Source organism: Diaphorobacter sp. JS3051 (genome assembly GCF_015832135.1).
Lineage (GTDB): Bacteria > Pseudomonadota > Gammaproteobacteria > Burkholderiales > Burkholderiaceae_C > Diaphorobacter > Diaphorobacter nitroreducens.
Window position 1 is genome coordinate 1,948,641 of record NZ_CP065406.1, and the last position, 23,699, is coordinate 1,972,339.

Consider the following 23,699-nt stretch of genomic DNA (forward strand, 5'->3'; position numbering starts at 1 on the left):
CCCATGACCGGGCAAACCCTGAATTGTCCCACCGATGCGGAGACTGCGCCCACTCGCAGCGCTGGAACGGGGGATTTGATGCCAACAACTGCCGCAGCGCCCGTCCAGCAAGCGCGAGCAGCTATCAAAAAATAAGCACAACGGCGCCCAGGGCGCCGTTGTGCGGGTAGACGGGTAAGCAGACTGCGGCTGCGACCGCCTTCTGTAATTGGCCGATACCGAGGGATTCCCGCCTCAGCGCGGCAGACTGCTTTCCCCCATCAGGAATTCATCCACCGCACGCGCGGCCTGGCGGCCTTCGCGGATGGCCCAGACCACCAGCGACTGGCCGCGGCGCATGTCGCCGGCGGCGAACACCTTGGGCGCGCTGGTCGCATAGCCGCCGGTGAAGTCCGTCGTGGCCTGGGCATTGCCCCGCGCATCCTTGTCCACTCCGAAGGCGTCCAGCACGGCAGCCACCGGGCTCACGAAACCCATGGCCAGCAGCACCAGGTCGGCCTGGTATTCCTTCTCGGTGCCGGGGACCTCGATGAACTTGCCATCCTTGAACTCCACCTGCACGGTTTTGAGGCCCGTGACCTTCTTGCCGTCGCCGATGAACTCCTTGGTGGCGATGGCGAACGCGCGCTCGCAGCCCTCCTCGTGGCTGGAGCTGGTACGCAGCTTGTACGGCCAATAGGGCCACACCAGGGGCTTGTTCTCTTGGCTTGGCGGCATGGGCATCAGCTCGAACTGCGTGACGCTGGCCGCGCCATGGCGGTTGCTGGTGCCCACACAGTCGCTGCCCGTGTCGCCGCCGCCGATGACGATGACGTGCTTGCCGTCCGCGCGGATCTGGCCCTTGAGCTTGTCGCCCGCGTTGACCTTGTTCTGCTGCGGCAGGAACTCCATCGCGAAGTGAATGCCGTCCAGTTCGCGCCCCGGCACGGGCAGGTCGCGCGACTGCTCGGCGCCACCCGTCAGCAGCACGGCGTCGAAGTCCTTGCGCAGCTGCTCGGGCGTGATGGTTTCCTTGGACCAGTTGGTGACCTTGCTGCCTTTGCCCAGACCGTCCTTGGCCGCGCCGATGAAGACGCCGGTACGGATCGTCACGCCCTCGGCCACCAGTTGCTCCACGCGGCGGTCGATGTGCCACTTCTCCAGCTTGAAGTCGGGAATGCCGTAGCGCAGCAGGCCGCCCACGCGGTCGTTCTTCTCGAACAGGGTCACGTCATGGCCCGCGCGGGCGAGCTGCTGCGACGCGGCCAGACCGGCGGGGCCGGAGCCCACCACGGCGACCTTCTTGCCGGTCTTGTGCTTGGCCGGCAGAGGCTGCACCCAGCCGTGCTCCCAGGCGCGATCGATGATCGCGTGCTCGATGCTCTTGATGCCCACCGCGTCGTCGTTGATGTTCAGCGTGCAGGCGGCCTCGCAGGGTGCGGGGCAGATGCGGCCGGTGAACTCGGGGAAGTTGTTGGTGCTGTGCAGCACCGCGATCGCGCTCTTCCAGTCCTGGTGGTAAACGAGGTCGTTGAAGTCCGGGATGATGTTGTTCACCGGGCAGCCGTTGTTGCAGAACGGCGTGCCGCAATCCATGCATCGGGCGCCCTGCAGCTTGGCCTGGGCGTCATCAAGGCCGATGACGAATTCCTTGTAGTGCTTGAGGCGCTCGCCAACGGGCTTGTAGCCCTCCTCGATGCGCTCGTATTCCATGAAACCTGTGGTCTTGCCCATGATCGTGGTGTCCTGTCTTTGTGCATGCTGCCGCAGCGGGGCCCCAGGCCCCGCCCGCGCGGGTTACTTGGCGGCTACCGCTTCCGTTTTAGGAGCTGCTACCGCAGGTGTAGCCTGCTCTTCCAGCACTTTTCTTTCATAGATTTCCGACAGGGCACGCTTGTACTCGGTCGGGAAGACCTTGACGAACTTGCTGCGCGACGCGGCCCAGTTGTCCAGGATCTCCCGCGCACGCTGGCTGCCGGTCCAACGGCTGTGGTCCTCCAGCAGCTTCTTGAGCTGGGCCTCATCGGTCTGGCCGTTGTGCCAAGTCGCTGGACTGACCGTGGCCGCCTGCTCGCCCGAGGGCAGGATGCGCTCGAGCGTCACCATCGACAGGTTGCAACGCGAGTCGAAGCGTCCGTCCTCGTCATACACGTAGGCCACGCCGCCGCTCATGCCAGCGGCGAAATTGCGGCCCGTCTTGCCGAGCACGACCACCGTGCCGCCCGTCATGTACTCGCAGCCGTGGTCGCCCACGCCCTCGACCACCGCAGTGGCGCCCGACAGGCGCACCGCGAAGCGCTCGCCAGCCACGCCGGCGAAGAACGCCTCGCCGCTTGTGGCGCCGAACATCACCGTGTTGCCGACGATGGTGTTGGATGCGGACTCGCCGCGGAACTCGTGGCTCGGGCGCACGATCACGCGGCCGCCCGACAGGCCCTTGCCCGTGTAGTCGTTGGCCTCGCCGGTCAGGTTCAGCGTGATGCCCTTGCACAGGAACGCGCCGAACGACTGCCCACCCGTGCCCTCGAAGTGGATGCGGATCGTGTCATCCGGCAGCCCTTCGGGATGCACCTTGGTCACGGCACCCGAGAGCATGGCGCCCACGGAGCGGTTGACGTTCTTGGCCACTTCCATGATGCGCACGCTCTCGCCGCGCTCGATGGCGGGGCGGCAGCGCTCGATGAGCTTCACATCCAGCGCCTTGTCCAGCTTGTGGTCCTGCGTTTCCACGTGGTAGCGCGGCACATCGGCAGGCACTTGCGGCTGGGCGAACAGGCGCGAGAAGTCGAGACCCTGAGCCTTCCAGTGCGCGATGCCCTTACGGGTGTCGAGCAGGTCCGTGCGGCCGATCAGCTCGTCGAACTTGCGGATGCCCAGCTGGGCCATGATCTGGCGCACTTCCTCGGCGACGAAGAAGAAGTAGTTCACCACGTGCTCGGGCTTGCCGGTGAACTTCTTGCGCAGCTCCGGGTCCTGCGTGGCCACGCCCACGGGGCAGGTGTTGAGGTGGCACTTGCGCATCATCACGCAGCCTTCCACCACCAGCGGTGCGGTGGCGAAGCCGAATTCGTCGGCGCCCAGCAGCGCACCGATGACCACGTCGCGGCCGGTCTTCATCTGGCCGTCGGCCTGCACGCGGATGCGGCCGCGCAGGCGGTTGAGCACCAGGGTCTGCTGGGTCTCGGCCAGGCCGATTTCCCAGGGCGAGCCGGCATGCTTGATGGACGACCAGGGCGAGGCGCCCGTGCCGCCGTCGTGCCCGGCGATCACCACGTGGTCGCTCTTGCACTTGGCCACGCCGGCCGCGATGGTGCCCACGCCGACTTCGGACACCAGCTTGACCGAGATGTCGGCATGCGGCGCCACGTTCTTCAGGTCGTGGATGAGCTGCGCCAGGTCTTCGATGGAGTAGATGTCGTGGTGCGGCGGCGGGCTGATGAGGCCCACGCCGGGCACGCTGTGGCGCAGCGCGCCGATGTAGTCGGACACCTTGCCGCCCGGCAGCTGGCCACCCTCGCCGGGCTTGGCGCCCTGGGCCATCTTGATCTGGATCTGGTCGGACGAGGCCAGGTACTCCGCCGTCACGCCGAAGCGGCCCGATGCCACCTGCTTGATCTTGGAGCGCAGCGAGTCGCCATTGAGCAGAGGGATGTCGGCCTGCACCTTGTCGCTGCCGATGATGGACGACAGCGTCTCGCCCTGCTGGATCGGAATGCCCTTGAGCTCGTTGCGGTAGCGCTTGGGGTCCTCGCCGCCCTCGCCAGTGTTGCTCTTGCCGCCAATGCGGTTCATGGCAACGGCCAGCGTGGCATGCGCCTCGGTGGAGATGGAGCCCAGCGACATGGCACCGGTGGCGAAGCGCTTGACGATGTCCTTGGCGGGTTCGACCTCTTCCACCGGGATCGCCTTGGCCGGATCGAACTTGAACTCGAACAGGCCGCGCAGCGTCATGTGGCGCTTGGCCTGGTCATTGATGATCTGCGCGTATTCCTTGTACGTGCTGAAGTTGTTCGCACGCGTGGAGTGCTGCAGCTTGGCGATGGCGTCGGGCGTCCACATGTGCTCCTCGCCGCGCGCACGCCAGGCATATTCGCCGCCGGCGTCCAGCATGGTCTCCAGCACCGGGTCGTCGCTGAACGCGGCCAGGTGGGTGCGGATGGCTTCCTCGGCGATCTCGAACACGCCGATGCCTTCCACGCGGCTGGCCGTGCCCGTGAAGTACTTCTGCACCGTGTCGCTGTTCAGGCCCACGGCTTCGAACAGCTGCGCGCCGCAGTAGCTCATGTAGGTGGACACGCCCATCTTGGACATGATCTTGGACAGACCTTTGCCCACCGCCTTGACGTAGTTGTAGATGGCCTTGTCGGCAGACAGATCGCCGCTGAGTTCCTGGTGCATGTCCACCAGCGTCTCCAGCGCCAGGTAGGGGTGCACGGCCTCGGCGCCATAGCCCGCGAGCACGGCGAAGTGGTGCACTTCGCGCGCCGTGCCGGTCTCCACCACCAGGCCGGCCGTGGTGCGCAGGCCCTCGCGCACCAGGTGCTGGTGGATGGCCGACAGCGCCAGCAGCGCAGGGATCGCCACCTGCGTAGCGCTCAGGTTGCGGTCGCTGATGATGAGGATGTTGGCGCCGCCCTTGATCTCATCGACGGCCTGCGCGCACAGCGAGGCCAGCTTGGCCTCCACGCCCTGCTTGCCCCAGGCCAGCGGGTAGGTGATGTCGATGGTGGCGCTCTTGAACTTGCCGTGCGTGTGCTGCTCGATCTGGCGCAGCTTGGCCATGCCCTCGAAGTCGAGGATGGGCTGGTGCAGCTCCAGGCGCATCGGCGGGTTCACCTGGTTGATGTCCAGCAGGTTGGGCTTGGGGCCTACGAAGGACACCAGGCTCATCACGATGGCCTCGCGGATCGGATCGATCGGCGGGTTGGTCACCTGCGCGAACATCTGGCGGAAGTAGTTGTACAGCGGCTTGTTCTTGTCCGAGAGCACGGCCAGCGGGCTGTCGTTGCCCATGGAGCCCACGCCCTCCTCGCCGTTCTTGGCCATGGGCGCCAGCAGGAACTTGATGTCCTCCTGCGTGAAACCAAACGCCTGCTGGCGGTCCAGCAGCGGCAGCGCGGACGCGGCCGGATGCACGGCCGATTCGCCCACCTTCACGTCATCGAGCTTGATGCGCAGGTTCTCGATCCACTGCTTGTAGGGCTTGGTGTTGACGATGTTGGCCTTGAGCTCGTCGTCCTCGATCAGGCGGCCCTGCTCCAGGTCGATCAGCAACATCTTGCCGGGCTGGAGGCGCCACTTGCGCACGATCTTGCCGTCCGGCACGGGCAGCACGCCGGCTTCGGAGGCCAGGATCACCAGATCGTCGTCGGTCACCACGTAGCGCGAGGGGCGCAGGCCGTTGCGGTCCAGCGTGGCGCCGATCTGGCGGCCGTCGGTGAACACGATGGAGGCCGGGCCGTCCCAGGGCTCCATCATCGCGGCGTGGTACTCGTAGAAGGCGCGGCGGCGCTCGTCCATGGACTCGTGCTGCTCCCAGGGCTCGGGAATCATCATCATCACGGCCTGGCTGATGGGATAGCCGGCCATGGTCAGCAGTTCCAGGCAGTTGTCGAAGGTGGCGGTGTCGGACTGGCCGGCGAAGCTGATGGGGTACAGCTTCTTCAGGTCTTCGCCCAGCACGGGCGAGGCCATCACGCCTTCGCGCGCCAGCATCCAGTTGTAGTTGCCGCGCACGGTGTTGATCTCGCCGTTGTGCGCCACATAGCGATAGGGGTGGGCCAGCGGCCACTCGGGGAAGGTGTTGGTGGAAAAGCGCTGGTGCACCAGGCCGATGGCCGAGACGCAGCGCTCGTCGGCCAGGTCCTTGTAGTACACGCCCACCTGATCGGCCAGCAGCAGGCCCTTGTAGACCACGGTGCGGCTGCTCATGCTAGGCACGTAATATTCTTTGCTGTGCTTGAGCTTCAGGCCCTGGATGGCGGCGCTGGCCGTCTTGCGGATCACGTAGAGCTTGCGCTCCAGCGCGTCCTGCACGATCACGTCGGAGCCGCGGCCGATGAATACCTGGCGCAGGATGGGCTCCTTCTCGCGCACGGTGGGCGACATCGGCATGTCCAGATTCACCGGAACATCGCGCCAGCCCAGCAGCACCTGGCCCTCGGCCTTGATGGCGCGCTCCATCTCCTGCTCGCAGGCCAGGCGGCTGGCGTGCTCCTTGGGCAGGAAGATCATGCCCACGCCGTATTCACCGGCGGGGGGCAACTCCACGCCCTGACGCGCCATTTCCTCGCGGTAGAGCTGGTCGGGAATCTGGATCAGGATGCCCGCGCCGTCGCCCATGAGCTTGTCGGCCCCCACGGCGCCGCGGTGGTCCAGGTTCTCCAGAATCTTGAGCGCGCCGGTCACGATGTCGTGCCGCTTCACGCCCTTGATATGGGCCACGAAGCCCAGGCCACAGGCGTCGTGTTCATTGCTGGATGCATACAGGCCGTGCTGTTGCAGATGCTGGATTTCGGCAGCCTTGGTCATGGCGCGCTTCCTCAAAGATTCGCAGGGAACGCAAGCGTAGTGCAACGCAACATGGCCACGCAAGCATTTTAATTGGGGTCAGATACCAAAAAGTTGACGCACTTTATTGGTGCATTTTTATTAGGGACATATCAAGTTCAGGAGCAGAAAACCCAGTCATTACAAAGGAAGTGCAGGCCAATTACGGTTTGGGTGGAACCACGGAAGCGGGACGCCCCGCGCGTGCTCGGGTGAGCCGACGGGGGGTCAGCTGTTGCAGAGCCTGCACAAACCCGTCATCCCCCAGGGCCCAACCGTTCAGGCCCGACTGCGTCAGTGCCGCCTGTTCGCTGGCGGAAATCCCCGCCTGCACGAGTGCGGCATAGGCCGCTTCGCGGGCAAAGGGGGTGTTGCCCAAGGCCCAGTAGAGGGCATGCGGCGTGATGAGACGATCACTGCGCAGGCCGATGTAGTGGCCGTGGCTGGACCACCGGAAGTCCGCCGCCGCTACGCACAGGCCCGCGCGCACGGGGTTGAGATCCAGATATGCCATGCAGGGCAGCAGATAGCGCTCGGCCTGCAATACGGCGCTGCGGTAGCGCCCTTCCCATAGCGTGCCCGAACGCCCATGGCGCTGGTTGAAGCGCCGCACATAGCTGCGCCCCACGGCTTGCATCATCAGAGGCAGCGATTTGCCCTCCTGCGGCGTGGCCAGCAGGTGGAAATGGTTGTCCATGAGCACATAGGCGTGCACCGCCACCTGCTGCTGCCGCGCATGCTCGACCAGCAACGACCACATGAGCTCCCGGTCCGCGGCATCCAGGAAAATCGGCTGGCGGTTGTTGCCGCGCTGGATGATGTGGTGCGGGTAGCCAGCGAGGGCGAGGCGGGGAAGGCGGGCCATGAAACCGTCTTGGGACCGTTCAATTGCTCTTAAATCTATAGCTTCTAGCGCTTTATTGGCGGGCGCTAGAGGCTTAAATTGCTCATACCGCCACCGACCCGGCGTCATCCAGACCGAAGCGCGACCCCAGGGCTTGCGCCAACCCGAACTCTTCGAGTATGGCCGCCAGCCGCTCACGCGCGCTGCGCTTCTTTTGGCCGGTGTAGCGCGCCAGGATCAGCTCGTTCTTCATGCTGTGCTCCCAGCCCACCAACTCCGTCACCGTGACCTGGTAGCCGCTGGCTTCCAGATGCAGGCACCGCAACACATTGGTGATCTGGCTGCCCATCTCGCGCGTGTGGATCGGGTGGCGCCACAACTCGGCCAGCGGCGTGCGCGACAGGCTCAGCGCCTTGGTGCCGCGCAGGCAGGCCGCCACCTCGGCTTGGCAACAAGGCACCAGCACCATGGCACGCGCCTGCTTGCGCAGGCCGAAGGCAATCGCATCATCAGTCGCCGTGTCGCAGGCATGCAGCGCAGTCACGATGTCAAAGCGCTCGGGCAGCTCTGCCGCGCCCGCAGCATCCGCCACCGCCATGTCCAGGAAGTGCATGCGTGCGAACCCCAAGCGCTGCGCCAATTCACGTGAACGCTGCACCAATTCCGCGCGCCACTCGATACCGTAAATCTCGCCACGGCCGAGCTGCTTGAAGAACAGGTCGTAGAGAATGAAACCCAGGTAGGACTTGCCCGCGCCATGGTCGGCCAGCAGTGGCGCGTGGCCGTCGGCGGACAGCTCGGCGAGCAGTGGCTCGATGAACTGGTAGAGGTGATAGACCTGCTTGAGCTTGCGGCGCGAGTCCTGGTTGAGCCGTCCCTCGCGCGTGAGGATGTGCAGTTCCTTGAGCAACTCCACGGATTGGCCTGGCCGCAGTTCGGCCAGCACCGCAGCGTCGGCGGCGCCCGTCTGCTGCGTGCCCGACTTGGCACGCGCACTGCGGTGCGGTTGCCCGGTGGTGGTGGAGCGGCTCATACTTGCGGAGCACCCTTCGCAGCCGCGCCCTCTGGCCAGTGGGGCCCCACGTCCAGATCGGCCCATCCGGCCGCGCCCAGGCGCTCCAGCAATTCAATGTTGCGCTCGAAGATCTCTTGCGCCTCGGGAAACACTTCCACCGCGCGGTCGATGCTTTCCTCGCGCAGCAAATGCAGCGTGGGATAAGGCGCGCGGTTGGTGCAGTTGGTCACATCGTCAGCGAGGGTGCCCTCGAACTGGAAGTGCGGGTGGAACGACGCAACCTGCAGGATGCCCGCCAGGTCCATGGATTCGACGAGCTCGTCGGCCAACTCCAGGAAGTCGTTGAAATCCAGAAAGTCCGGCATGGCCAGCGGCGCGATAAGCAGCGTGGTGTCCCGCTTTTCGGGAGAGGCTTCGGCCAGCGCCTCCAACTCGGCAGCCAGGTCTTGCAACAGTTCACGCGCATCCGTGGCATGGCTCACCACGTAGTGGATCTGGTCCTTCACATGCACGCTTTTGGCGAACGGGCACAGGTTGAGTCCGATGACGGCACGCTCGAGCCAGCGCACCATGTCCGCCACCACCACGTTGTCATCGCAGGCGGCTGCATCCTCGCGGGGCTGGTCGGGCATAGGGCTAGTGGTCATGGCAGGCGTGGTCTGAAGAGGGCTCGCATTGTATGTCTCTGCCCTGGCGCACAGGCGGACCGGGGCTGGCGCGTCAGGCCAGCAAGCGCTGACCGGTCAAGCGTTCGTGCTCTCGGGCGGCGAACCGGTCGGTCATGCCTGCGATGAAATCCGCCACCGTGCGCGCACGGCGTGCATCGTCGCCATCCAACGCCCAGCCGGCCTGCGCCGGTGGCATTTGCCGCGGGTCCGCCTGGTAGATGGCGAACAGGTCGCGCACCACCTGGCGGGCACGGTCCGTGGTCTGCATGACCTGGTGATGGCGGTACAGCGACTGGAACAGGAACCGTTTGAGCACCTGCGACTGCGCGCGCATGGCCTGCGAGAAGCCGACCAGGGCCGGCTGCCGGCGCACCGCTTCCACGTCAGAGGGCGCATGCTCTGCCAGCGCTGCGCGCGTGGCATCGATCACGTCGTACACCTGCTCGCTGAGCATGCGGCGGATGGCCTCGCTCAGCAATCGGCGCCGCCCTTCGGACTGCGCGAGATGCGGGTAGTCGTTCTGCGCTTGCGCGCGGTAGCGGTCGAACAGCGGTACGTCGCGCAACTGCTCCAGCGTAATCAGGCCCGAGCGCACACCATCGTCGATGTCGTGGGCGTTGTAGGCAATCTCATCGGCCAGGTTGCACAGCTGCGCCTCCAGACTCGGCTGCTGGCCGAGGAGGAAACGCCGCCCCACACCGCCGGGTTCGCGCGCCTCCAATTGCTCGGCGTTGCGCCGCGAGCAGTGCTTGAGGATGCCCTCGCGCGTCTCGTAGGTCAGGTTGATGCCATCGTAGGCGGGGTAGCGGTCTTCCAGCGTGTCCACCACACGCAGGCTCTGCAGGTTGTGCTCGAAGCCTCCATGGTCCGCCATGCACTCGTTGAGCGCATCCTGCCCTGCATGGCCGAAGGGCGTATGTCCCAGGTCATGCGCCAGGCAAATGGCCTCGACAAGGTCTTCGTTCAGCCTCAGCGACCGCGCGATGGAGCGCCCCAACTGCGCAACCTCCAGCGAATGCGTGAGCCGCGTACGGAACAGATCGCCCTCATGGTTGAGGAATACCTGGGTCTTGTAGACCAGCCGCCGGAACGCGGTGGAATGCACGATGCGGTCGCGGTCCCGCTGGTATTCCGTACGCGTAGGCGCCGGCGCCTCGGGATGGCGCCTGCCCTGGGTGCGCGCCGAGTGACAGGCATACGACGCCAAATGCGTCTCAAGCACCAAACAGCCCCATAACGCCCACCAGACAAGCGCAATAAGCTATTATTTTTACAGCAAACATTAGGACGCACAGCACTGGTCGACGACTTCGCGCACCAGCACATCCGGCGCGGCGCGCATGACGGCTTTGCCGGGTCCGTCGATCAGCACGAAGCGGATCTCACCGCCTTCTGCCTTCTTGTCCACGCGCATGAGTTCCAGATAGCGCCCCGCATTGTCCTGCGCGTCAAGCACCGGCCCCCGTGTGGGCAGACCGGCGCGCTCGATCAGGCGCGTCAGGCGTTCAACGAAAGAGCCGTCCACCAAACCCAGCCGCTGCGATAGATGCGCGGCCATCACCATGCCTGCGGCAACCCCTTCGCCATGCAGCCACACGCCGTAGCCCATGCCCGCCTCGATGGCATGGCCAAAGGTATGGCCGAAATTCAAAATGGCACGCAGCCCGGCTTCGCGTTCATCCGCGCCTACCACCGCCGCCTTGATCTCGCAGCTGCGCTTGACCACATGGGCCAGCGCGCCGCGCTCCCGCGCGACGAGCGCGTCCATGTGGGCCTCGAGCCAGGCAAACAACTCCATGTCTGCGATTGGCCCGTACTTGATCACCTCGGCCAGGCCCGCCGCCAACTCGCGCGCCGGCAAAGTGTCCAACGTGTCCAGATCACATACCACCAACTGAGGCTGATAGAACGCGCCGATCATGTTCTTACCCAGCGGATGGTTGATGGCAGTCTTGCCGCCCACCGACGAATCCACTTGCGCCAGCAATGTGGTGGGCACTTGCACGAAGGGCACGCCGCGCATATAGCACGCCGCAGCGAAACCGGTCATGTCACCGATGACGCCGCCGCCCAGCGCGAATAAAACCGTCCTACGGTCGCAGCCGTGCTTCAGCAGACCGTCAAAGATCAGATTCAGCGTATGCCAATCCTTGTGTGATTCGCCATCTGGCAAGACAACTTCGTGCAGCTGCGCATATTGCATCCGCAGGGCATTCCGCAATCTCTGCGCATACAACGGTGCAACCGAGGTATTGCTGACAATGAGCGCGGCGTACGCTGCGGGCAAGCCCTTGTAGGTGCCTGCATTCTCCAGCAGACCGTTGCCGATATAGATGGCGTAGCCCCGATCCCCTAGTTCGATCTGTACCGTAGCCATCTTTGCCATACATGCCACTCCATCTACCCAATAAAAACAGGGGGTGAACCACCCCCTGTCGAACCAACTGAACACGTGCCTCAGCGTACCGGCCCGCGATCTGTGATGACCTTCGGAGTAATAAACACCAGCATCTCCCGCTTGGTGGACTCCTTCGTTCTATTTTTGAATAGATTCCCGACCACGGGAACGTCACCCAAGACAGGTATTTTGTTCTCTTGGTTGGTCTCTTCCATCTCAAAAATACCCCCGATCACGACGGTGCCGCCGTTCTCGATCAACACTTGGGTCTTGACGTGCTTAGTATCGATGGCCACCCCCTGCGTGGTGGTCTCTCCTCGACTGTCCTTGTTGACGTCCAGATCAAGAATGATGTTGCCCTCAGGGGTGATCTGAGGCGTCACTTCCAGTTTCAATACGGCTTTCTTGAAGGCGATGGTTGTCGCACCGTTCGGAGCGGTAACCGAATAAGGATATTCCGTCCCCTGTTCGATAAGCGCCTTGGTCTGATCAGCCGTAATTAAACGCGGACTGGAAACGATCTTGCCCTGTCCATCCGCTTCCATCGCAGATAACTCCAGAGAGAGGAAGCGACTGGCGTTGGAATTGAAGATCGACAATGCGAATGATCCAACAGTGGAGACCCCTGATAAAGATGCAGGCAGGCTAACGAACGGTGACATGCCACTCCCCCCGGTGGGGCCGGCCACATTATCGTAGGTACCGCCAACTGCACTTCCGCCCGTGCGCGACCCTCCTCCCAGTCGCACCCCCAAGGAACGACCAAACGTATCCCGCGCTTCCACGATACGCGCCTCGATCATCACCTGCCGCACCGGTACATCAAGCGTCGCCAACAACTGGCGAACTTCTTCAAGTTTGGCCGAAGTATCCGTAACAAATAGCTGATTGGTGCGCGGCTCCGAGATTGCACTCCCGCGATCCGACAGGAATCGATTGGAGTAACCGCTCGTGGACGATCCACCCTGACTGCTCATGGTCAGTTGGGTGACCATGTCGGCGGCTTTTGCATAATTCAATTGGAAAGCCTGGGTTCGCAAAGGCTCCAGTTTCTGAATCGCTAAAGCGGCTTCGTAATCCTTCTTCGTGCGCTCGTCTATTTCGTCTTTGGGCGCGATCCACAGTACCGTGCCAGACTTGCGCATACCAAGCCCCTTTGCGTCCATGATGATCTGGAGAGCCTGATCCCAGGGAACATCCTTCAGCCGCAAGGTCAAAGCACCAGTAACAGTGTCCGATGTGACAATATTGAAATTAGTAAAATCCGCAATCACTTGCAGCAACGAACGAACTTCAATATTTTGAAAATTCAGAGAGAGTTTCTCTCCAGAATATGCAGGACCTTGTGTCAATTTAGTCAAATCAACCTTCTTCGGCCGCACCTCGACTACAAACTGATTATCACTTTGATAAGCGCTATGCTCCCATTCACCAACAGGGTCAATTGTCAGACGCACACGCTCACCCTGTTGTGATGCAGTAATGGTTTGCACGGGTGTACCGAAGTCAGAAACGTCCAATTTGCGGCGCAGGCCTTCGGGCAATGATGAACGCAGGAAATCAACAATCAGCCCCTTACCCTGCTGCTGCAAATCGACGCCCACCTGATTGTTAGGCAACCCAACAACAATACGACCGGCCCCATCTGCTCCACGTCGAAAATCAAGATCCTTCAGCGGCAAATTGTCAATATTTTGACTTTCTGCGAATGTCGTCACCTGAGGAGGAGGCATCTTTACAGCCGAGGACGCAGCATCCAACAGCACCAGGACTGTCTTGCCTTGCAACTCTGCGCGGTAAGAAGTGGGCTGCTTGAGATTCAAAACTACACGTGCCCGCGCTCCTGCTTGCACAATGTTGGCAGACTTGATATTCCCCTGATTGATATCTATTGATGAGCGCCCGGTCCCATTGCTCACTCCAGGAAAGTCCAGTGCAATGCGCGCAGGGTTTTGGATAGAAAACCCAGTGGGCAATTCTGCTTGCGGCTCAGAAAATTCAATCCGCAGAACTTCGGCACCACCTTGCAAAAAAACAGAGATGGAATCAATAGATCCGCGAGCTTGCGCCACAGACACCGTCAGCGCAGCCACAACTGCGGCTCCCAACATCCGCCAGTACGCGTGTAAACGAAGCTTCTCTTGAATCATTTCTTCACCTCATTCCCCTCTTGCAGATCCAGTGTTGTCATACGCTCTACCCAATCGCCCGTCGGATCTTGGACAATCTCTCGCAGGCGCATATTGGTCTCGGTAATACCGACGATTTTCCCGTAGTTTTGTCCTAGATAGTTACCCGCCCGGACTTGATACAGCAACTTATCGACACTGATCAATGCGGTAGGTATACCTGCCTTATTCATGCTCCCCACCATCCGGATTGCATCGAGCGGATATGCCTCCAACGGCTCCTTCCGCCTTGCCATCTCCGGGGCAATCAGGGAAGCATTAGCCGCTGATTCCGCCGAGTCCCGCCGCAAAGCCAATGTCAGTTTCATTGAATTGAACGGATCAATACCACTATCCGAAACATAATCTTGAGGAAAGAATTGCTTAGGCTCTTTCAGCGGGGTAATACGCGGCTTGGTTGTTGCGCGCAATTCCGACATCCACTGACGAAGCTCTTCTTCCCCGCTGGGTCCGCATCCCGCCAGCGCAAAGACAGCACTCAAGGCAATCAGGGCAGTAATCCGCTTCATTTCTTACCCCCCTTAGCCGCCTTCTGCGCCTGTATTTCCTCAGGATCCAGATAACGGAACGTTCTTGCTGTCGCCTCAAGCGTCAAATTGCCGGCTGCATCCTTTGAAATAGGAGTAATTGCCAAATTGTTCAAAGTAACAATGCGGGATAAGTTGGCCACATCTGAGGCAAAAGCACCCATGTCGTGGTACTTCCCTGCCACGCGAATAGCAATAGGCAGCTCAGCGTAATAGTCCTTGACCACTATTTGCCCGGGCCTAAACAATTCAAATTGCAGACTCCGCCCAAGCCCCGCCTGGTTGATATCAGAGAGCAGAGCAGACATTTCCGCCTTGCTAGGCAGTTGCTTTTCCAATTGAATCACATACTGCTGAATCTGTTCTCGTTGTTTTTTTAACGCTTCCAGACTGACCGCCTTAACCAGTTTTTTCTGGTAATCCTCCCGAAGCGTCTGCTCAGTATTCCGCTCGGCCGTCAGTTCTTGCTCATACTCAGTCAACTTAAAGAACCAAAGAAAGGTGGCGACGCCCGCAGCGATGAGTGCACAAAGCAATGCACGGGGCAACACTGGCCATAAAGAAGGATCTTTAGGATCTAAGTTGTGAAACTGCCGTTGCAGATCACCCTGCAGCTTTGCGAAATCAAGTTTTGGCTTATTCTTTTTTGCCATGTTACTTCCTCGCAGCCACGGCACTGGCGGCCTCCATCGCCTTCTGCGCTTCGGCGCTTCGCACCAGCCGGAAACGCAGATTAAAAGAGGCAACCCGACGCTGGTCCTTTGGAGTTAAGGCAACATTTGCTGCGACGATTTCCACCAATTCAGGCTTCGAAAACCATGGGGTATTGTTGGCAAGATTGCGCAGCATTTCAGAGACGCGCTCATTAGACTGAGCCATACCCTGCATAGTTACAGTTTGATCTATTTGCTTCAAACTGGTGATATAGACACCATCAGGTAATTGCGCCACCAATTCATTGAGGAGGTGCACAGGCAAATTTCGATCAGATTGCAAGTCCTCTACTGCTTTCTGCCGCGCTTGTAGAGCTGCAATTTCTTCTTCAATAGTCGCGATTTCCTTGATTTGTCCCTCAAGGACTCCGATTTCGCTTCGAAGAAAATTATTACGATCCTGCTGATCGGTAATCATCGCTTGAAACCACCAATAAATAGCCGCAGCAATGGCAAGCCCCACCAATGCAGAAGCGAGCATGACGGCTTGAAACGCCTCCCGCCTGCGTTTACGAGCAGCCTCCCGATGCGGGAGTAGGTTGATAAGAATCACTGCAGGAACCTCCGCATTGCCAGCCCACAGGAGGTCAAGTAAGACGGGGCCTCGCGCACCATCTTTTTGAGGCGGACACCCCTACCTACTTCCATGCCATCAAAGGGGTTGATGACGCTGCACGCAAACCCCGTGTTCTGAATGACAGACTCCGTCAAGCCGGGCAGAGGGGCAGATCCGCCTGCGAGCATGATGTGATCCACGCGGTTGTATGGTGTACTCGTAAAGAAGAACTGCAGCGCGCGGCTGATTTCCTGAGCGAGACTGTCCACGAAGGGGCGCAGGACAGCAGATTGATAGTCTTCAGGCAAGTCGCCATTGCGCTTCTTGCCCTCTGCTTCTTCTTGTGAAAACCCATATTGGCGCACGATCAACTGGGTCAACTGCGCACCACCAAAAGCTTGGTCGCGTTCATACAAGACATCGTCATTCCGAATGACCTGCATGCTCGTCGTCATTGCCCCCACCTCAAAGAGGGCAACGACCGCATCGACGCCCCGATTGGGCAACCCTTCAATCAGCCGCCCTGCTGCCAAGCGTGCCGCATGCGACTCAATGTCGACGACCACGGGCTTCAGTCCAGCCGCCTCCGCGAGGCCTTGACGATCTTGCACCTTCTCTTTGCGCGAGGCCGCAATCAGCACGTCGACATCGCCTGGCGCGCTCTTGCTGGGGCCCACCACGCAGAAGTCGAGGCTCACCTCGTCCAGCGAAAAAGGAATGTACTGGTTGGCTTCGGATTCCACCTGCACTTCCAGTTCCTGCTCGGACATCCCGCCGGGCAGCGTGATGCGCTTGGTGATCACAGCAGAGGATGGCAATGCAAGGGCGACATTCTTGGTTTTGGTCCCGCTCTTCTTCACAACGCGACGCAACGCCTCGGCGACTTCATCGAACTTTTCGATGTTGCCATCCGTGATCCACCCACGCTCCAGTTGCTCGATTGCACAGCACTCGAGAACCAGCGCCCCTCCCTTATCTCGTCCCAACTCCACCAGCTTGACGCTGGAAGAGCTGATGTCCACACCCAGCAATGGGGCAGACTGACGACTGAACAACGACCCCATTGAGATCAAGGTGCCCCTCCGCTACTTATATCTATATGACGCAACAAAACTTAACACTTCACATGAATGCTATCAGTAAGGTTCTTCACCAGCCAAGAGTTTTACCTTTCTCACACAAAAGCGGCGTTGTCAAAAGCAGACGATTTTCAGGTGCTATCGCTGAATCGTCGGTCCTATTTTTCGCGCGGTGACCAAGGCAAGGCGTCCCAGCCAAGCCGAAACGCCAAGATTTTTATAATGACGGGTTGCCTCGTATCGAGACCCTATGCCACAGCCTCCCGACAGAACATCTTCCCCGCCCACATCCTCAATGCCACGCGCCGTGCGCTGGCTTCTGCTGGGGTTCACGTGGATCCTTGGCCTGGGCGTCGCCGCAACGTTGACCGGTGCTCTCGCCATCGGACTGGGCCTTGCGGTGGCATATCCCAATCTGCCTGATGTGTCCGATCTGGCGGACTACCGCCCTAAGCTACCCCTGCGGGTGTACTCCGCAGAAGGCGCATTGCTGGGAGAGTTCGGTGAGGAGCGGCGCAACTTGACGCCCATCCAGGACATCCCCCCTGTGATGACCAATGCAGTGTTGGCGATCGAAGACGCACGCTTCTTCCAGCACGGTGGCGTGGACTACAAAGGGGTGTTGCGCGCTGCGCTGGCCAATCTAGGACGCGTAAAAAGCCAGGGTGCTTCCACTATTACCATGCAAGTGGCGCGAAATGTTTATCTTTCCTCCGAAAAAACATTTACCAGAAAAATTTACGAAATATTACTCACATTTAAGCTCGAGCATCTGTTAACAAAAAACCAGATTCTCGAGATCTACATGAACCAAATTTATTTGGGGAATCGCGCCTATGGATTTGCAGCAGCCGCAGAAACCTATTTTGGCAAGCCGCTGAAGTCCATATCCATTGCCGAAGCAGCCATGCTTGCTGGCCTTCCGAAGGCCCCGTCCGCTTACAACCCCATCTCCAACCCCAAGCGCGCAAGGATCCGGCAGCTGTACATCATTGATCGCATGCTGGAAAACGGCTTCATCACTGCCGAGGAAGCCACTGCTGCAAAGCAAGAAGATCTCAAGCTGCGCTCGTCGACGGACTCGACCCGCATCCATGCGGAGTACGTGGCCGAGATGGCGCGTCAACTCATCTACGCGCAGTACGGCCCCGAGGCATACACGCGCGGATTGAATGTGTACACCACGCTGAATGCCGGCGAGCAGGAGACAGCCTACACCGCGTTGCGCAAGGGCATCATGGACTACGAGCGCCGACAGCATTACCGCGGGCCTGAGCGGTTTGTCAGCCTACCCTCCGCGTCTGAGGAGACCGAAGACGCCATCGACGACGCTCTGGCCAACCACCCGGATAACGGCAATGTGCTCGCCGCGGTCGTGCTGGAGGTCAACGCCAAGAGGATTCTGGCGGCCCGCGCCGATGGCGAACAGATCGAGATCACGGGCGAAGGCCTCAAGCCCGCGCAGTCCGGACTCAGCGAGAAAGCCCCGCCCAACATCAAACTGCGCCGGGGCGCGGTCATCAGGGTCGTACAAACACCCAAGAAGACTTGGGAAATCACCCAGCTTCCTGAGGTGGAAGGTGCTTTCGTGGCCATCGATCCGCGTTCCGGTGCCATCCGTGCCCTGGTGGGCGGCTTTGACTTCGACAAGAACAAGTTCAACCATGTCACCCAGGCCTGGCGCCAGCCAGGTTCGGCGTTCAAGCCGTTCATCTACTCCGCCGCTCTGGAAAAGGGCTTCACACCTGCCACGGTGATCAACGACGCTCCCCTGTTCTTCAGTGCGGGCGTGACAGGCGGGCAACCCTGGGAGCCCAAGAACTACGATGGCAAGTACGACGGTCCCATGACCATGCGCGCAGGGCTTGCCCGCTCCAAGAACGTCGTTTCCATTCGCATCCTGCAGGCTGTCGGCCCCAAGAACGGGCAGGACTGGGTGACCCGTTTCGGATTCGAAGCCGACAAGCATCCCCCCTATCTGACGATGGCGCTGGGCGCAGGCTCTGTCACCCCGATGCAGCTTGCTTCGGCCTACGCGGTGTTTGCCAACGGCGGCTACCGCATCAACCCCTATCTCATCACCCGTGTCACGGACCACAAGGGACGCATCCTGTCGGATTTCCAACCTCCCGCCGTCACAGACAACCCCCGCGCCATTGAGCCACGCAACGCGTTCATCATGAACAGCATGCTTCAGGAAGTCGCGCGCTCCGGCACGGCGGCACGTGCACAGGCCACGCTCAAACGCCCCGATATCTATGGCAAGACAGGAACGACCAATGACGCAGTCGATGCGTGGTTTGCGGGCTTCCAGCCCACGCTGGCGGCTGTGACGTGGATCGGTTACGACACGCCGCGCAACCTCGGAAGCCGTGAGACCGGTGGCGGACTCAGTCTGCCGGTCTGGATCAGCTTCATGGAAAAAGCGCTTAAGGGCGTCCCTGTGGCAGAGCCCACCGTGCCCGCTGGCGTCGTGAACGTGAGTGGCGAATGGTTCTACGAAGAATATGCACGCAACGCGGGCGTCGCCAGTGTGGGTATGGAGAGCGCCACTCCCACCGACGGTGCGCCGGCTCCGGGAACACCGCCTCCACCCGAAGAGCGCAACCGCATCCTCGACCTATTCCGTAATTAATGAAGAGGCGGGCCTGTGCGCCCGCGCAATCATTTGCGCAGCCCTTCGCTTGTGGATCGAGCCGCGCTGTCGCCGCTAATCGGTGAACTGGAGCGCTTCCCCCGATTGCAAAGTGGCGTTGTGGCTGAGCGCTGCAAAGAACTCACCGGCACCCTTGGTATCCATCCACGACGTCCCGTCATGGCGGAAGTGATATCCGCCGGATTGCGCCGCCATCCATATCTCGTGCAGCGGCTTTTGAAGGTTGATCACGATCTGGCTGCGGTTGCGGAAAGTGATGGTCACCATGCCCCCCGTACGCTGGCCATCCAGATCAGCGTCGGTGGTGTCGTTGATACGGTCGCAGCTTTGTTCCACCGCCAGCAGCAGCTTTTCTGCACGGTCCATGAATTCGAGGTCGGTCATTACAATTTGCGTATGTTCAGAGCTCGTCAAATTCTAGTCAGGACGATTGTCCTTGCTGTGAGCACGGCAGCCTTCGCGGCCTGTGGCCAACGGGGTCCGCTTTACCTGCCCACGGACCCGGCTGCCGCGCAGCGCGCCACACTGCCTGAAACCCTCAACCCCGCCGCCTCGCGGGCTCCCGCCTCGTCGCCAGTCGATTCCGCTTCCACCACCCGTCCATGACCCATCCCGTTCTGCCCGGCCACCCCCACTTGCACTACCACGACCAAGCGCTTCAGTTGGAGGGCCTTCGCCTTGCCGACCTGGCCCGGGAGTTCGGCACGCCCCTCTACGTCTATTCCCAGGCAGCCATGCTGGACGCCCTGGGGGCCTACCAGCGCGGGTTCGCTGGGCGCAAGGTGCAGATCTGCTATGCCATGAAAGCGAACTCGTCGCTCGCTGTCCTGCAGCTTTTCGCACGCCATGGCTGCGGCTTCGACATCGTTTCTGCCGGCGAACTGCAACGCGTGATTGCAGCCGGCGGCGACCCGGCGAAGGTGATCTTTTCCGGCGTAGGCAAGACGCGCGCAGAAATGCGCCAGGCGCTGGAGGTCGGCATTGGCTGCTTCAACGTGGAGAGCGAGGCAGAACTCGACGTGCTGAGCGAAGTGGCCCAATCCATGGGATTGCGCGCGCCGATCAGCATTCGTGTCAATCCCAACGTGGACGCCAAGACGCACCCCTACATTTCCACGGGCCTCAAGGGCAACAAGTTCGGTATCGCCCATGAACGCACGGTCGCCACCTACCAGCGCGCAGCCGCCCTGCCCGGCTTGCGCGTGGTGGGCATCGATTGCCACATCGGCTCCCAGATCACGGAAGAGAGCCCGTATCTGGACGCCATGGATCGCATGCTGGACCTCGTGCAAGCCATCGAGGCCGCAGGCATCGCGATCCACCACATCGATTTTGGCGGTGGTCTGGGCATCGATTACAACGGCGACACGCCACCACGGGCCGACGCGCTGTGGGCCAAGCTGTTGGCCAAGCTGGACGCGCGCGGCTACGGCGACCGCCAATTGATGATCGAGCCCGGTCGCTCCTTGGTGGGCAACGCCGGTGTTTGCCTGACGGAGGTGCTCTACCTCAAGCCCGGCGAGCAAAAGAACTTCTGCGTCGTCGATGCGGCCATGAACGATTTGCCGCGGCCGGCGATGTACCAGGCCTACCACGCCATCGTGCCCCTGCAGGCGGCCACCCCGACGGCCGTGTCGCACGTGTATGACGTCGTCGGACCGATCTGCGAAAGCGGGGACTGGATCGGCCGTGACCGCAACCTGGCGGTGGCAGCGGGCGATATGCTGGCGGTGCTGTCCGCCGGGGCGTACTGCAGTTCCATGGGGAGCACCTACAACACCCGCCCCCGCCCCGCCGAGGTGCTGGTGGACGGAGCGCAAGCCCACCTCATCCGCACGCGCGAAAGCGTGAACGACATCTTCCGCAGCGAAAAGCTGGTACCGCAGGGCAAACCTTGATAACTATCAAGGAATAACCATTTCGCTCTGAGTACTATTGCACTTTCATTGCGGAGTCACGTGCATGCCTCAGGAACCTCTTGAACTCTACCGGGACAAGAACCACACTTGTCTGATGTTCTCGGACCTTGTCGAGGAGGATGGGCAGGCGGTTCAGGCCAACCAGTTCCTGATCGTGGACGACGACACGGGCGCCATCATCGACCCGGGCGGCAATCTGGCGTTCAACGAGTTGTTCATGGGCATGTCCAAGCACTTTCCGCCCCACAAGCTGTCCTATCTGATTGCGTCGCACGCCGACCCCGACATCATCGCCTCGCTGGACCGCTGGTTGAGCAGCACCAAGGCGACGCTGGTCATCTCACGCATCTGGGAGCGCTTCGCGCCGCACTTCACCAAGCTCGGCAAAACCGAGAACCGCATCATCGGGGTGCCCGACAGCGGCGGCCGCCTGCCGCTGGGCCGGCACGAACTGGTGCTGCTGCCGGCGCATTTCATGCATTCCGAAGGCAACTTCCACTTCTACGACCCGGTCAGCCGCATCCTGTTCACGGGCGACCTGGGCGTGTCCATGACCTCGGGCGCCGACGCACGCGTGCCGGTGACCCATCTGGCACCGCACATTCCACGCATGGAAGGCTTTCACCGCCGCTACATGGTCTCCAACAAGATCCTGCGCCTGTGGACGCGCATGGCGCGGCAACTCGACATCGCCATGGTGGTTCCGCAGCACGGCGCGCCCATCATGGGCAAGCCGGCCATCGACGACTTCTTCCAATGGCTCGACAGCCTGATGTGTGGCATCGACCTGTTTGATGACCGCGCCTACCAGATCCCCACGGGTCACATCGATCCCGTCACCCGCCAGGTGCGCCCTGCGCTGCAGGCCGTGCGCGCCTGAAGGTTTGATAGAAAATCGGCTCTAGCGCTTACCCAGAAAGCGCTAGCAGCTATCTAAATAATAGCAATCAGTCCGCACGGCGGCGCCGGCGCAACCAAGGCCGAGCGAGCAGCAACGCCGCCAGGATGGCGGCATAGACCGCCACCTCGACAAAGTCGTTCTTGCCCGACCGCATCCAGAAAAAGTGCAGGATCGCCAGCCCCGCGGCCAGGTACACGCCGCGGTGCAGTTGCTGCCAGCGCCGCCCGCCCATCCAGCGCATGGCCCGGTTGAACGACGTGGCCGCCAGCGCCAGGAGCACCGCAAAGCAGCCCATGCCCACCAGGATGAAGGGGCGCTGGAGCACGTCACGAAGGATTTCCGGCACATCCAGCCCCATGTCGAACCAGCCGTAGCACAGCAAGTGGAGTGCCGCGTAGGCGAAGGTGTACAGCCCCAGCATGCGCCGAAAGCGTGCCAGCGGCGGCTGGGCCAGCGCCAGCCTCAGGGGTGTGACTGCCAGGGTGAGGCACAGCATGCGCAGCGTCCAGTCGCCCGTGGAGCGGATCAGGGCTTCGGCAGGGTTGGCGCCCAGGCGATCCGCGGCCGCCCCATGCACCAGCCAGGCCAGTGGTAGCAGGCACAGCACAAACAGCACCGGCTTGGCTGCCGGGTGCAACAACACGCGCGCGCGCCAGCCGCGACCCGCCAGCGCGGGAGTACTGCCCGAAAGGCGTGCATGCACCATCAGTAGAACTTGCGCAGATCCATGCCCGCGTAGAGCTGCCCCACCTGGGCCTCGTAGCCATTGAAAAGCAGGGTCTTGCGCTTCTTGGCGAACAGTCCGCCCTCGCCGATACGCCGTTCGGTGGCCTGGCTCCAGCGCGGGTGGTCCACATCTGGATTCACATTGGAATAGAAGCCGTACTCCCGCCGTGCAGCCTTGTTCCACGCGGTACCAGGCTCCTTCTCGACGAAGCGGATCTTGACAATGCTCTTGGCGCTCTTGAAGCCATACTTCCACGGCACGACGATGCGCACCGGTGCGCCATTCTGATTGGGCAGCACCTCGCCATACATGCCGAAGGCGAGCAGCGTGAGCGGATGCATGGCCTCGTCCAAGCGCAGGCCTTCGGTGTAAGGCCAGTCCAGCACACGCGAGCCCACATAAGGCATGGTGGCTTTGTCCGCCAGCGTGACGAACTCGACGTACCTGGCACTGCCCTGCGGCTCCACCCGCTTGATCAACTCTGCCAACGAGTACCCCACCCAGGGGATCACCATGGACCAGCCCTCGACGCAGCGCAGGCGGTAGATGCGCTCCTCCTGCGCGCTGAGCTTGAGCAGCTCGTCGATATCGAAGCGCCGTGGCTTGTTGACCAAGCCTTCCACTTCCACGGTCCAGGGGTGGGTTTTCAGGGTATGGGCATTGCGCGCGGGGTCGCTCTTGTCCGTGCCGAATTCGTAGAAATTGTTGTACGTGGTGGCATCTTGGTACTCGGTGACCTTCTCCATGGTCACCGCGCCCGGCACGGCGGACGGCGCACCCGGCAGGGGTGCGAGCCGCCCCGGGCGGCGGACTTGGTCAGCGAGGGCGACACGCCCTGCCCAGCCGGCCATCGCCGCGCCACCCGCACCCGCTGCCAGCAGGCGGAGCATGGCGCGTCGCTGCTCATAGACGGCGCGCGGCGTGATCTCGCCGGCGCAAGGGGGGATATAACCGTTGTCTCGGGTAGGAATCAACATGG

General features: G+C 61.6%; 19 protein-coding genes. 4 read left to right on the forward strand and 15 right to left on the reverse strand.

Annotated elements, in window-relative coordinates; all coding sequences use genetic code 11:
- Nucleotides 1-234: 234 nt before the first annotated feature.
- From I3K84_RS09350 to I3K84_RS09405, 12 genes are all read right to left on the reverse strand, one after another.
- On the reverse strand, nt 235-1,713 hold the full coding sequence (locus tag I3K84_RS09350; protein ID WP_196995960.1) for a glutamate synthase subunit beta: 1,479 nt from the start codon (nt 1,711-1,713) through the stop codon (nt 235-237).
- 63 nt (nt 1,714-1,776) lie between these two features.
- Nucleotides 1,777-6,510, reverse strand: a complete 4,734-nt coding sequence (locus I3K84_RS09355) for a glutamate synthase-related protein (RefSeq protein WP_196995961.1) — start codon at nt 6,508-6,510, stop codon at nt 1,777-1,779.
- A 181-nt stretch (nt 6,511-6,691) separates the two neighbouring features.
- On the reverse strand, nt 6,692-7,393 hold the full coding sequence (locus I3K84_RS09360) for a transposase (RefSeq protein ID WP_172206254.1): 702 nt from the start codon (nt 7,391-7,393) through the stop codon (nt 6,692-6,694).
- A gap of 82 nt (nt 7,394-7,475) precedes the next feature.
- Complete coding sequence (locus I3K84_RS09365; RefSeq protein ID WP_012655703.1) at nt 7,476-8,405, reverse strand: SAM-dependent methyltransferase; 930 nt, start codon at nt 8,403-8,405, stop codon at nt 7,476-7,478.
- Entirely contained in the window at nt 8,402-9,034 is a 633-nt protein-coding gene (locus I3K84_RS09370) for a DUF1415 domain-containing protein (protein WP_103737820.1), read from the reverse strand. Before I3K84_RS09370 ends, I3K84_RS09365 begins: the two co-directional genes overlap by 4 nt.
- Nucleotides 9,035-9,107: 73 nt before the next feature.
- Nucleotides 9,108-10,280 (reverse strand): deoxyguanosinetriphosphate triphosphohydrolase, encoded by a 1,173-nt coding sequence (locus I3K84_RS09375; protein ID WP_370567810.1) that lies wholly within the window; start codon nt 10,278-10,280, stop codon nt 9,108-9,110.
- Between the two features lie 57 nt (nt 10,281-10,337).
- A complete protein-coding gene (gene aroB, locus I3K84_RS09380; protein WP_196995963.1) occupies nt 10,338-11,441 on the reverse strand; it encodes a 3-dehydroquinate synthase in 1,104 nt (367 codons plus the stop codon).
- A 71-nt stretch (nt 11,442-11,512) separates the two neighbouring features.
- A complete protein-coding gene (gene pilQ, locus I3K84_RS09385; RefSeq protein ID WP_011804185.1) occupies nt 11,513-13,603 on the reverse strand; it encodes a type IV pilus secretin PilQ in 2,091 nt (696 codons plus the stop codon).
- Nucleotides 13,600-14,151, reverse strand: a complete 552-nt coding sequence (locus tag I3K84_RS09390; protein ID WP_011804184.1) for a pilus assembly protein PilP — start codon at nt 14,149-14,151, stop codon at nt 13,600-13,602. Before I3K84_RS09390 ends, pilQ begins: the two co-directional genes overlap by 4 nt.
- Nucleotides 14,148-14,822, reverse strand: a complete 675-nt coding sequence (locus I3K84_RS09395) for a type 4a pilus biogenesis protein PilO (RefSeq protein WP_011804183.1) — start codon at nt 14,820-14,822, stop codon at nt 14,148-14,150. The genes I3K84_RS09390 and I3K84_RS09395 overlap by 4 nt, the downstream gene beginning before the upstream one ends.
- A gap of 1 nt (nt 14,823) precedes the next feature.
- Nucleotides 14,824-15,435: a PilN domain-containing protein gene (locus I3K84_RS09400; RefSeq protein WP_135149653.1), complete on the reverse strand. Its 612-nt coding sequence runs from the start codon at nt 15,433-15,435 to the stop codon at nt 14,824-14,826.
- The gene (locus I3K84_RS09405; RefSeq protein ID WP_370567811.1) at nt 15,432-16,511 is read right to left on the reverse strand and encodes a pilus assembly protein PilM; all 1,080 of its coding nucleotides are present in this window, start codon (nt 16,509-16,511) and stop codon (nt 15,432-15,434) included. The genes I3K84_RS09400 and I3K84_RS09405 overlap by 4 nt, the downstream gene beginning before the upstream one ends.
- A 301-nt stretch (nt 16,512-16,812) precedes the next feature.
- Here I3K84_RS09405 and I3K84_RS09410 point away from each other — a divergent pair, with 301 nt between their 5' ends.
- On the forward strand, nt 16,813-19,152 hold the full coding sequence (locus I3K84_RS09410) for a penicillin-binding protein 1A (RefSeq protein WP_370567812.1): 2,340 nt from the start codon (nt 16,813-16,815) through the stop codon (nt 19,150-19,152).
- 75 nt (nt 19,153-19,227) lie between these two features.
- On the opposite strand, the gene cyaY is transcribed toward I3K84_RS09410, so the two are convergent.
- Entirely contained in the window at nt 19,228-19,557 is a 330-nt protein-coding gene (gene cyaY, locus I3K84_RS09415; protein WP_172206246.1) for an iron donor protein CyaY, read from the reverse strand.
- Nucleotides 19,558-19,569: 12 nt separating this feature from the next.
- On the opposite strand from cyaY, the gene I3K84_RS09420 reads away from it, so the two are divergent.
- From I3K84_RS09420 to I3K84_RS09430, 3 genes are all read left to right on the forward strand, one after another.
- On the forward strand, nt 19,570-19,779 hold the full coding sequence (locus tag I3K84_RS09420) for a lipoprotein (protein WP_084002063.1): 210 nt from the start codon (nt 19,570-19,572) through the stop codon (nt 19,777-19,779).
- Nucleotides 19,776-21,071 carry a diaminopimelate decarboxylase gene (lysA, locus tag I3K84_RS09425; protein WP_196995964.1) on the forward strand — a complete coding sequence of 432 codons (1,296 nt, stop codon included), beginning with the start codon at nt 19,776-19,778 and terminating at the stop codon, nt 21,069-21,071. The genes I3K84_RS09420 and lysA overlap by 4 nt, the downstream gene beginning before the upstream one ends.
- A 64-nt stretch (nt 21,072-21,135) precedes the next feature.
- Nucleotides 21,136-21,972: an MBL fold metallo-hydrolase gene (locus I3K84_RS09430; protein WP_172206242.1), complete on the forward strand. Its 837-nt coding sequence runs from the start codon at nt 21,136-21,138 to the stop codon at nt 21,970-21,972.
- Between the two features lie 67 nt (nt 21,973-22,039).
- Here the strand turns inward: I3K84_RS09430 and I3K84_RS09435 are convergent, their stop codons facing one another.
- Together I3K84_RS09435 and msrP are read right to left on the reverse strand one after the other, a co-directional pair.
- Nucleotides 22,040-22,699 carry a sulfite oxidase heme-binding subunit YedZ gene (locus tag I3K84_RS09435; RefSeq protein ID WP_196995965.1) on the reverse strand — a complete coding sequence of 220 codons (660 nt, stop codon included), beginning with the start codon at nt 22,697-22,699 and terminating at the stop codon, nt 22,040-22,042.
- Nucleotides 22,699-23,697, reverse strand: a complete 999-nt coding sequence (msrP, locus tag I3K84_RS09440; RefSeq protein WP_196995966.1) for a protein-methionine-sulfoxide reductase catalytic subunit MsrP — start codon at nt 23,695-23,697, stop codon at nt 22,699-22,701. The genes I3K84_RS09435 and msrP overlap by 1 nt, the downstream gene beginning before the upstream one ends.
- Nucleotides 23,698-23,699 lie beyond the last annotated feature (2 nt).

What these genes read in the sequence shown, in the direction of transcription:
- I3K84_RS09350 (WP_196995960.1), bottom strand. Translation starts at nt 1,713, where the DNA reads ATGGGCAAGACCACAGGTTTCATGGAATACGAGCGCATCGAGGAGGGC.
- I3K84_RS09355 (WP_196995961.1), bottom strand. Translation starts at nt 6,510, where the DNA reads ATGACCAAGGCTGCCGAAATCCAGCATCTGCAACAGCACGGCCTGTAT.
- I3K84_RS09360 (WP_172206254.1), bottom strand. Translation starts at nt 7,393, where the DNA reads ATGGCCCGCCTTCCCCGCCTCGCCCTCGCTGGCTACCCGCACCACATC.
- I3K84_RS09365 (WP_012655703.1), bottom strand. Translation starts at nt 8,405, where the DNA reads ATGAGCCGCTCCACCACCACCGGGCAACCGCACCGCAGTGCGCGTGCC.
- I3K84_RS09370 (WP_103737820.1), bottom strand. Translation starts at nt 9,034, where the DNA reads ATGACCACTAGCCCTATGCCCGACCAGCCCCGCGAGGATGCAGCCGCC.
- aroB (WP_196995963.1), bottom strand. Translation starts at nt 11,441, where the DNA reads ATGGCAAAGATGGCTACGGTACAGATCGAACTAGGGGATCGGGGCTAC.
- pilQ (WP_011804185.1), bottom strand. Translation starts at nt 13,603, where the DNA reads ATGATTCAAGAGAAGCTTCGTTTACACGCGTACTGGCGGATGTTGGGA.
- I3K84_RS09390 (WP_011804184.1), bottom strand. Translation starts at nt 14,151, where the DNA reads ATGAAGCGGATTACTGCCCTGATTGCCTTGAGTGCTGTCTTTGCGCTG.
- I3K84_RS09395 (WP_011804183.1), bottom strand. Translation starts at nt 14,822, where the DNA reads ATGGCAAAAAAGAATAAGCCAAAACTTGATTTCGCAAAGCTGCAGGGT.
- I3K84_RS09410 (WP_370567812.1), top strand. Translation starts at nt 16,813, where the DNA reads ATGCCACGCGCCGTGCGCTGGCTTCTGCTGGGGTTCACGTGGATCCTT.
- cyaY (WP_172206246.1), bottom strand. Translation starts at nt 19,557, where the DNA reads ATGACCGACCTCGAATTCATGGACCGTGCAGAAAAGCTGCTGCTGGCG.
- I3K84_RS09420 (WP_084002063.1), top strand. Translation starts at nt 19,570, where the DNA reads ATGTTCAGAGCTCGTCAAATTCTAGTCAGGACGATTGTCCTTGCTGTG.
- lysA (WP_196995964.1), top strand. Translation starts at nt 19,776, where the DNA reads ATGACCCATCCCGTTCTGCCCGGCCACCCCCACTTGCACTACCACGAC.
- I3K84_RS09430 (WP_172206242.1), top strand. Translation starts at nt 21,136, where the DNA reads ATGCCTCAGGAACCTCTTGAACTCTACCGGGACAAGAACCACACTTGT.
- I3K84_RS09435 (WP_196995965.1), bottom strand. Translation starts at nt 22,699, where the DNA reads ATGGTGCATGCACGCCTTTCGGGCAGTACTCCCGCGCTGGCGGGTCGC.
- msrP (WP_196995966.1), bottom strand. Translation starts at nt 23,697, where the DNA reads ATGTTGATTCCTACCCGAGACAACGGTTATATCCCCCCTTGCGCCGGC.